This window comes from Chryseobacterium sp. 27AL (assembly GCF_057815395.1).
Genome location: NZ_JBYRIW010000020.1, coordinates 46,341 through 56,173 on the forward strand (window position 1 = coordinate 46,341; position 9,833 = coordinate 56,173).

Genomic DNA, 9,833 nt, shown 5'->3' on the forward strand with positions numbered 1-9,833 from the left:
AAAACCCCGCCCAAGGACGAGGTGATGTGTATTTGCACAACGAAATCCTTATCCCATATCTGAGCTAAAAATTCCGTAATAATATGTTCTGATGTTTGTAATCACAGGGCGAAGATAGAAAATTTTTTTTAAAAAGTGAATAGTGAATTTTGCTTCGCAAGTCAATGGTCAATTCTTAAATTCACATGAATTATTCACTGCAAAGCTAATTGACAAGGAAGTTAATTGACTTTTAAAATTCTCCATTCACATTTTACGGATTACTGATGATCAGCGTTGAAGGAATATCCGATAGCCAGAGACTTTTAGTGTCAATCAGATTTTTCCAGCTTTTACTGCTGATCAACATAAGGTCCTGGGAAGTAAGAAAATCTTTCTCAATCTTCTTCTCATTATATAAAGTGATGTGATTGGGTGCCACCTGCTCGATGCTTCTGATGAGCTCTTTTATCTCAATGTTGCTTCTGATCTGTCCGGCCACATCAAGAATAATGATTTGAGAATTGTTATTATTGATCAGTCTCTTAGCATATTCAAGAAGGTAAAAGTCGCTCAGATTAAAAATGGGAACAAATACTTTATCGGCAGAAGTAAAGCTCTTATCCACCAGAACACCGACCGGAATATTGGTTTTATCTAAAATCTGCAGGGTAAAATCATCAAAAGGAGAGTTGTTGAATATGTTTCCTTTTCCTTTTACGGTATTCAGAAGTTTCTCAGGATTGATTATTTTGGTGGTAAAACCTAAAAGCCTACCGAGCAGACTGCCTTCGTACATTGATTTTCCGAGCATAATGAGCAGGAGATCATAATTTCCTTTGTTTGAAATATTCGTAAGATCACTTTCGATATCTGTTGAGGCTTTGAAAAGAGTCGTGATTTTCAATTGCAGCTCCTGAGAAGTGTCGATCACATTTCTGAACTGTTCATTTTCATAATCATTGATGTCGTAGGCGTGCATTTCGTTTACTGGCGCAATATTCATTGCGGTAATGCTTTTATTGGCATTCATCTTTTTGGTAAAGTCATTGGCGAGCTTCAGCAATGTACTTCCTGACTCGGGATTATCAAAAGAAAGCAAAACTCTGTACTGAGCATTATTATGGTTTTTATTTTCTTCCTCTGGTTTTTTAGATTTAAAAATAAAGTTAATGAAATCGAGTGCCGGACCCGTCATGAAAGTAGTGAATAAGGCCATAATCACCATCATGGCAAAGATTTCCGGGCTTAAAACTCCCAGATCATAGCCAATATTCAAAACGATTAATTCCATTAATCCTCTCGTGTTCATCAATGCCCCGATAGTCAGACTTTCTTTCCAGTTGATGCCTAAAAATTTAGCGGTCAATGCGCTTCCTGCAAACTTTCCTACCACAGCAGTAAGGATAATAAATCCTGCCGTGATCCAGAGATGCTGGTCATTTAATAACCCTATCTGTGTACGAAGACCGGTAAATACGAAGAATAACGGAAGCAGAAGTACCAGCGCAACATCTTCAACCTTATCGATAAACAGGGTCCGGAATTTTGCATTTTCGGGCATAATCGCTCCAGCCATAAAAGCTCCGAAAAGTGCATGAATACCGATAACTTCTGTTGTATATGCTGAAAGGATTAACGTTAAAAAAAAGATAGCGACCATCGGTTTGTTGATCGTATTTTTTCCTGCCTGGAGATCTCCGATTCTTTTTAAAAATGGCCTTACGATCTTTATCATGAAAAATACATAGCCTATTGCCATTAGGATCACATAAATCGAACTGGCAAAAGATCCTGCTTTTACGATGGCAATTACGGCTGCCAGGATACACCACGCAGTAATATCATCGGCTGCAGCACAGGTAATAACAACGGTACCAAGTTTCGTTTTCTGAAGATTTCTTTCCTGAACAATTCTTGCCAGTACAGGAAATGCAGTAATGCTCATCGCAATCGCAATGAATAAGGCAAACGAGGTAAACTGAATACCGTCCGGAGCAAATTCCCTGTAAATGAAGTACGATAAACCTATTCCCAACGCAAAAGGAATGATGATACTGGCGTGACTGATGACTACAGCGTCATGCGCTTTTTTTCTCAATACGCTTAAATCCAGCTCCATTCCTACAATATACATGAAAAGGATAAGTCCGATCTGGCTCAAAAAATGTAAATTTCCCAACGATTCTTTCGGAAAAAGAAATGCTGAGAATTCCGGAAAATACATTCCTAACAGTGACGGACCCAATACAATTCCGGCAATCATTTCACCGATTACGGAAGGTTGCTTGATCTTAATACAGATCCATCCAAAGAGTCTTGCAACAAGAATAATCGTCACAATTTGAGCAAGTAATAATGCCAGCGGATGATGTAAATTCGTTTTGAAAGATTCTGAAAAATTATCCCAGGTAGAGCTGTTATTCGTTTTGATAACAATATTTTCTCCCGCTTCAAGAGTCTGACCTTCGATAATGAAAATATACATCAGGAAGGAGAAGACAGCAATAGTGCTGATATAGAAAATAATATTTCTGTATTTGCCAAAGTTCATAATTCCGAATTTTATGCAAAGTTGATAAGAATATCATTATGACAAATCGTATTCTTCTTTAAATGTAATGAAAGCAATAAATAATGCAGCGAAACTTATTTTCCGAACAGGTCAGAAAGTCTCTTTCTATAAGTTTCCCCGATCTGAAGCTTTAGAAAACCGTCAGATTCGGCAGGAATTGTCGTAATAATTTCGTTGGTGGAAAAAACTTTAATGGAAGAAAGAGCAATGATTTCCTTTTTATTGACCTGCGCAAAGTCTTTGTCAGGAAGCATTTCAAGAAGATTCTTGAAATTGAGGTTCTTTAAAACGATATTGGTGCCGTCGTTGAGAATAATATCCTTATCACGGCTGTCTATTTCTGAAGTTTTAATGTAAGCGATCTGATCTGTAAAAATGACGGTTTTCCCGATATTGGTATTCCATTCGATAAAAGGTTTTTTCTGTGAGTTTTGTACGAGCTCTTTTGCTTTTTCAAATGCCTGAATGAGCCTTTCTTTTTTAATCGGTTTTCTGACATAATCCACCACATTGAGGTCGAATGCTTCAGCGGCGTATTCTTTGTAGGCCGTTGTAAAGATGATTTTCTTTGAATCTGAGATCAGTTCGGCTACCTGAAGACCGTTCATTCCCGGCATTTCAATATCAAGAATGCAGACATTGCAGTTGATGTTTCCGATTTCTTTTAAAAAGACTTTAGGATCATTGAATGCCTTTATCACTTCTACACCTTCAATTTGTTCGCAAAGAAGTTTTAGGTAGCTGATAGCAAGCAATTCATCGTCAAGAATAACGCATTTTATCATAAAAATCTCCGAGATTAATGGTTAGTTCCGCTGTAAAAATACCGTTTTTTGAACTTTTGTGAAGGGAATAATAATTGTTATAGATCATTTTCAGCCGTTGATCCAGAGACTGGCTTCCGAAACCACTTTTTTCTTTTTCAAGAACATTTTTAAGAGATGCCTTATTGCTTACTTTCATTGAAAAAATACCCTGCTGCAGCTCCATCTGAATGGAAATAAACGAGTCTTCAGCAAGGAAATCTGTATGTTTAAAGGCATTTTCAATCAGATCAACAGAAATGAGCGGAGCAAAAACTTTCTCCTCAAAAACGGGATCAGATTTATCAATTTTAGATTTAATCCTGAAATCAAAGAGTGGATTGACCTTTATTTTATTGATCTCGATAAGACTTAATGCAAAATTTAATTCTTCTTTAGGACTTACGAATTTGTTGTTGCTTTCGTATAAAATATAGTCTAAAACGTTCGCCAGTTTATCCAGCGACATATAAGTCTGGTAAGCATGCGACTGTACCGAATTTAAAATATTTTTGAATAAATGCGGATTGAGTTTCGTACCGATATGCTCCAGCTGAACTTCATTGAGTCGTTGCTCAATCATTTTATTTGCCTCCGAAAGCCTGGCATTTCTGGTTTTAAAATTCCGGTTCTGGCTGAACAGGTAGATGCTTACCGTGAGAAAAAAGAATATGGCAAAAACCCCGATGAATATCAGATAATCATGAATCATGTAGTAATTGCCTTCCATTTTGCCAGAATGTATTATTTCAGCTTTTTCAGAGAGAGCATTGTTGCTTTTTCCTCACATTTTTCAAATGTAATTTCGTAAGCAGGATTTTCTTCCGGATAGGTTAAAAGATAATACGGACAAGGTTTTTTCTGAGCGTGACTTTTGTCAAAATCAATTTTTCCTTTGGTGATAATACTGTCTTTTAGAAATTTTTCATTGACATTCAATGCAGACATCTCTGCTTTGAACTGGTCAGAATAAGTAAAATCTTTCGATAATGTTTCTGCGATGACACGGCTGTTGGGAAGATATCCGCTGCAGCTAGCGCCTTTTTTGTTTAAGATAAAAAATACGATAATAAGTCCCGGAATAAGACCTATCATATAGAATTTGAGTTTTTTCATTAGAAGATTAAAAGATTGATATCATGGTAAGTAAGCCCGAAACGGTCGCAGATGATTTTCTTAGTGTGTCGTCCTTTGTACATATAAAGACTCTGTTTCATTTCGTTTTTGCGAACCAGCATATTTTCAAAACCACCTTCTTCATCATAATGTAAAATATAAGAAAGAAAGAAATTTGAAATGGCTTTGGTTGTTGTTCTTGGCATTCTTGAAGTTAAATTCGGAAGTCCACAATGGATCACGCCATGTTTAATGATGTAAGGATCTTCCATCGTGGTAAGCTCAGACGTTTCAATCACTTTTCCGTTGTCAATGGTAATATCGATGATGACACTGCCTTTCTTCATTTTCATGACCATATCTTCGGTTACGATCGGGGTCATATTGAGTCTTGGCAAGGCTCCGATTACGACATCGGCTCTTCGTAATGCTTTCCTAAGCTCTTTAGGATCAATAATGGAAGTTGGAACCCTGCTGTCTACCAGCGTATGAAGTCTCCTCAGTTTGGAGAGTGAATTATCAAAAACCCTTACACTCGCTCCAAGGCCAATAGCTGCTTTAGTGGCGAATTCTCCTACAATTCCGGCTCCGAGAATTACAACTTCTGCGGGTCTTACTCCTGTGATTCCTCCCAGCATAAGGCCGTTGGATAAAGCTAATAATTCTGAGGCATAAAGAATGGAAACCGTTCCTGCGATTTCGCCCACAAGCCTTACTAAAGCTAATTGTTTATATTCATCAACAATAAATTCAAAAGCGATGGCATTTACTTTTTTTTCTGCCAGTTTAAGGAAGTAATTTTTATCCCGGAGATTGATCTGTAGAGCAGATACAAGATATGTATTGGGACGCATATATTCGATTTCCTCTTCTGTTGGCGGATTAACCTTCAGAATGAGGTCCTGCGAGAATGCTTCTTTCGGATCGTTGGTAATCTTTGCTCCCGACTCAGAGTACTGAAGGTCTGTAAAAAAAGAACCAAGACCTGCCCCGGCCTCTATAATGATTTCATGACCACTTTCTACCAGAACCTGTACAGCATCCGGCGTGATACAAGCTCTTCTTTCGTTCAGAGAGGTTTCTTTTGGAATTCCTATGCTGAACTGTTTTCCTTTTTTGATAACCTCAAGCTTTTCTTCTTTTGGCATCAGTTCCTCTTCGGTAAAAGGAGTAAAAATATTTGTAGTACTCATCCTTTAAATAATTAAATTCTTACAGATCGTTATTTACATTCAATTTCGAAAACAAAGATACATAATATTTACTCGAATGAGATTTCTCTATGCTCACCGGTATTGATAATGCTCATTTCGTGGAATTTAAGTCCGTGAAGTTCTTCTTCATACACCTCAGGCCATTCAATAATGCATAAAAAAGCGTTATCAAGATATTCTTCGATACCGATATCATATACTTCATCGATATTTTTTAAACGGTACAGATCAAAATGAAAAACCTTTCCCTGTGGTGTGCTGTATTCATTTACAATAGAATACGTGGGAGAATTCACCTCATCCGTGCTATTAAGCTTTTTCATAAGAAACTGGGTAAAAGTCGTTTTACCTGCTCCCAGATTTCCTTTTAAAAGGAGGATGTTATGTTTCAATTCGGGAACTATTCTGTCAACAATACCCTGCCAGTCGTCGATACTTTTTATAGTAAACTGCATACCTTGATTTTAGTGCAAAAATAGATAATGTAAGTGATTTAGTAATCACAATTTTAGCAATATTCTTGATAATACTTGTCATTCCAGATGCAGGAATTGTTCTTAAAATACTTATTTTTACATCATGATTTCCAAGCAGACCATCGATAAAATATTCTCAACGATCCGGGTAGAAGAGATCGTGGGCGAATATGTGCAGCTGAAAAGGGCAGGGTCTAATTATAAAGGACTCAGTCCGTTTCATGATGAGAAAACACCAAGCTTTGTGGTGTCTGCCAGTAAGCAGATCTGGAAAGATTTCTCAACAGGAAAAGGAGGGACTGCGATTTCCTTTTTGATGGAAATTGAAAACTTCACCTATCCCGAAGCGCTTCGCCATGCCGCAAAAAAATACGGAATTGAGATTGAGGAAGATCAGCGGGAATATTCCGAAGAGGCCAAACAGGCACACACCGAAAGGGATTTGTTGTACAAGATCCATGAAGTGGCCAACAATTATTTCCAGGAAATTCTCTGGGATTCGGATGAAGGCAAATCCATCGGACTTTCCTATTTCAAAGAACGGGAACTGAAAGATGATATCATTAAAAAGTTCCAGCTCGGATATTCGCCTGAACAGAAAAATGCGTTTACGGCCTATGCGCTGGAGAAAGGCTACAATAAAGAAATTCTTGAAAAATCCGGACTTTCCATTTTCCCGGAAAATACACCTTCCGGGGTCGACCGTTTTAGGGAAAGGGTAATTTTCCCTATTCACAGTTTTTCAGGAAGAGTATTAGGTTTCGGAGCAAGGATTCTAAAGAATAACGTAAAAACGGCAAAATATCTCAATTCCCCGGAAACGGAAATTTATCACAAATCCAACGTTCTGTATGGATTAAATCAAAGCAAGCAGGCAATTTCAAGAAAAAACGTCTGCCTTTTGGTGGAAGGGTATATGGATGTGATCTCCCTTCATATGTCGGGCATCGAAAATGTTGTTGCGAGTTCCGGGACATCGCTTACTACGGAGCAGATCAAGCTGATCAAAAGGCTTACGGAAAATGTCACCATTCTTTTTGACGGTGATAATGCAGGGATAAAAGCCAGCTTCAGAAGTATTGATATGTTGCTGACGGAAGGAATGAACATCCGGGTACTACTGTTTCCCGATGGCGACGACCCTGATTCATTTGCCAGAAAACATCCGCAGGAGTATGTCGAAAAGTTCATTGAAAACCAGGCCATGGATTTCATCGACTTTAAGGCAGAGATTCTCCTGAAAGAGGTCGGAAATGATCCTATCAAAAAAGCGGAAGCGATCCGTGATATCGTTAAATCGATATCTTTCGTTCAGAATGCTTTAAAAAGGGAAGTCTACCTAAAAGAGGTTTCGAATAAGTTCGGATTATCAGAACAAAGTCTTTTCAATGAGCTGGATGTTCAGAAGCAGATTACCCAGAATCAGACGCAAAAGACACAGATCAAAGCCGAAGCTCAACATCCTGCAAAACTTCAGATCGTTGATGAGCCGAAAGATTATGTCGATCCTATTATATTTAACGTCACAAAACTGGAGAATGATCTCATCAATCATATGCTGAATTATGGAGATGTGGTCTTGCAGCGAACAACACCTGACGAACAGAAATATGAAATTACCGTCATTGAGGAAATTCTTCATCATTTTGAAGAAGATGGTTACGAATTTCAGGTGGAACTCAACAAAAGAATTGTAGACTACATCAAAGAAGGTATCGAAAAAGAAGAGCTGAGAAAAGGAAATTTCTTTTTCGGACTGATGGATGAAGAGCTCAGCAAAGCGGCCGTTAATTCTATGAATATTTACAGCGAACTGAATGACTGGTCCACCCGCAATATCTTTTCCCCAAATTACGGTGACAAAATTCCTGAGCAGGTGGCCGGGGATATCCTGATCCATAAATTCAGATATGTCAATTACTTGATCCTCCAGACAAAAAAAGAGCTTGCAGACTATGCAGATTCTGATGAGGTCAAATATTTTGAATTAATTAAAAAGATCCAGATGCTTACCCTGGTATCGGTAGAATTATCCAAAATTCTGAACTATTCAGCAATTACAGGGATTTATTCTGACAGATAATGTTTGATTATTTTCTGTTTTAAAAAAATCTGTGACAAAAAGTCCTATAATATTTTAGGAATAAAAGTTGTAATTTAAACTTCGTAAAATTTAATAATACATAATAGAAATATGGACATTAAAAAAGAATTCAGAGATTTCTCTGTAAAGCATTTAGGAAACAGCGGTCTGGCTACCGATCAGTATATGGGAATGTATGGTCCTACGAATCTTACACCATACATCATGGAAGAAAGAAGATTGAATGTTGCACAGATGGACGTATTCTCACGTCTGATGATGGACAGAATTATTTTTTTAGGAACAGGCATCGATGATCAGGTGGCCAATATCGTAACTGCTCAGCTTCTGTTCTTAGAAAGTGCAGACCCTTCAAAAGATATTCAGATCTATATCAATTCACCTGGTGGAAGCGTGTACGCAGGATTAGGAATTTATGATACAATGCAAATCATTAAGCCTGATGTAGCGACTATCTGTACAGGTATTGCCGCATCAATGGGTGCTGTTTTGCTTGTTGCCGGTGAAAAGGGAAAACGTTCTGCATTGAAACATTCAAGAGTGATGATTCACCAGCCGTCAGGAGGGGCGCAAGGGGTAGCTTCCGATATGGAGATTAATTTGAGAGAGATGTTAAAGCTTAAAAAAGAATTGTACGAAATCATCTCCGAGCATTCAGGACAAACGTACGAGTGGGTAGAAAAAGCATCAGACAGAGATTACTGGATGACCTCTGAAGAAGCGAAAGGTTTCGGAATGGTAGACGAAGTTTTACAGAGATCAAAAGACAAGAAATAAATTATTTTCTTAGAGAATTAGACCGCATCAGTTTTGGTGCGGTTTTTATTTTTATCAGGAGCAATTTGATTACATCGAAAAGCAGTATTTATTTGTATTTGAAGCTTTTTGACTTCGTCGAATTGTATTTTATACATTTTTTAAGGAGCAATTTGATTACATCGAAAAGCAGTATTTATTTGTATTTGAAGCTTTTTGACTTCGTCGAATTGTATTTTATACATTTTTTAAGGAGCAATTTGATTACATCGAAAAGCAGTATTTATTTATATTTGAAGCTTTTTGACTTCGTCGAATTGTATTTATATATTTTTTAAGGAGCAATTTCCGGCTTTCCGCACTCGCTATTTTATTGATTTCGGCGCGACAGCGAAGCTGCCGCGCCGAAATCAATAAAATGAGCTCAAACAATCGCTCCAATCCGGGCTAGGTGGTCGTCCTTATTACAAATACTAAGTCCAGATAGACAAGTTTTGTAACATCAATAGAAATGAGCTTTAGCTCGTTTAATGGATCAATAACCCAAGCTTAGATTAAAATCCATTGTAAGTTTCGGCTAAAGCCTATTTGTCGGTTCTTATTTGAAATGTCAGGCTAAAGTCCAATGTCATTAAGTTAGTATTTTTAACGGTATGCTTTTGCTATATTTGAGATTTAATCTCTCATCTGCTTATTATGCAAAAAAACGGTTTCAGCTATTTTATTATTATTGGAGGAGGAGATCCACAGTGTTGCTATTTGTAATGAATACAAGATGAGTAGCAGAGATTTCACCCGCAAAAGGAAATT

Annotated in this window: 8 protein-coding genes; 2 read left to right on the top strand and 6 right to left on the bottom strand. The window is 37.5% G+C overall.

Annotated elements, in window-relative coordinates; genetic code table 11:
* Positions 1-253: 253 nt before the first annotated feature.
* The 6 genes from AC3WV0_RS17640 to tsaE form a co-directional block, all read right to left on the bottom strand.
* Positions 254-2,533: a cation:proton antiporter gene (locus tag AC3WV0_RS17640; protein WP_488847408.1), complete on the bottom strand. Its 2,280-nt coding sequence runs from the start codon at positions 2,531-2,533 to the stop codon at positions 254-256.
* Positions 2,534-2,628: 95 nt separating this feature from the next.
* Complete coding sequence (locus AC3WV0_RS17645) at positions 2,629-3,339, bottom strand: LytR/AlgR family response regulator transcription factor (protein WP_488847409.1); 711 nt, start codon at positions 3,337-3,339, stop codon at positions 2,629-2,631.
* On the bottom strand, positions 3,317-4,087 hold the full coding sequence (locus AC3WV0_RS17650) for a histidine kinase (protein WP_488847410.1): 771 nt from the start codon (positions 4,085-4,087) through the stop codon (positions 3,317-3,319). The genes AC3WV0_RS17645 and AC3WV0_RS17650 overlap by 23 nt, the downstream gene beginning before the upstream one ends.
* Before the next feature lie 14 nt (positions 4,088-4,101).
* Positions 4,102-4,473, bottom strand: a complete 372-nt coding sequence (locus AC3WV0_RS17655; RefSeq protein WP_488847411.1) for a hypothetical protein — start codon at positions 4,471-4,473, stop codon at positions 4,102-4,104.
* Positions 4,473-5,666, bottom strand: a complete 1,194-nt coding sequence (locus tag AC3WV0_RS17660) for an alanine dehydrogenase (RefSeq protein ID WP_089999359.1) — start codon at positions 5,664-5,666, stop codon at positions 4,473-4,475. The genes AC3WV0_RS17655 and AC3WV0_RS17660 overlap by 1 nt, the downstream gene beginning before the upstream one ends.
* Positions 5,667-5,734: 68 nt before the next feature.
* Positions 5,735-6,142 (bottom strand): tRNA (adenosine(37)-N6)-threonylcarbamoyltransferase complex ATPase subunit type 1 TsaE, encoded by a 408-nt coding sequence (gene tsaE / locus AC3WV0_RS17665; RefSeq protein ID WP_488847412.1) that lies wholly within the window; start codon positions 6,140-6,142, stop codon positions 5,735-5,737.
* 124 nt (positions 6,143-6,266) lie between these two features.
* Between tsaE and dnaG the strand changes: the two genes are divergently transcribed.
* On the top strand, positions 6,267-8,246 hold the full coding sequence (gene dnaG / locus AC3WV0_RS17670) for a DNA primase (RefSeq protein WP_488847413.1): 1,980 nt from the start codon (positions 6,267-6,269) through the stop codon (positions 8,244-8,246).
* A gap of 111 nt (positions 8,247-8,357) precedes the next feature.
* The gene (clpP, locus tag AC3WV0_RS17675; protein WP_089999356.1) at positions 8,358-9,044 is read left to right on the top strand and encodes an ATP-dependent Clp endopeptidase proteolytic subunit ClpP; all 687 of its coding nucleotides are present in this window, start codon (positions 8,358-8,360) and stop codon (positions 9,042-9,044) included.
* Positions 9,045-9,833 lie beyond the last annotated feature (789 nt).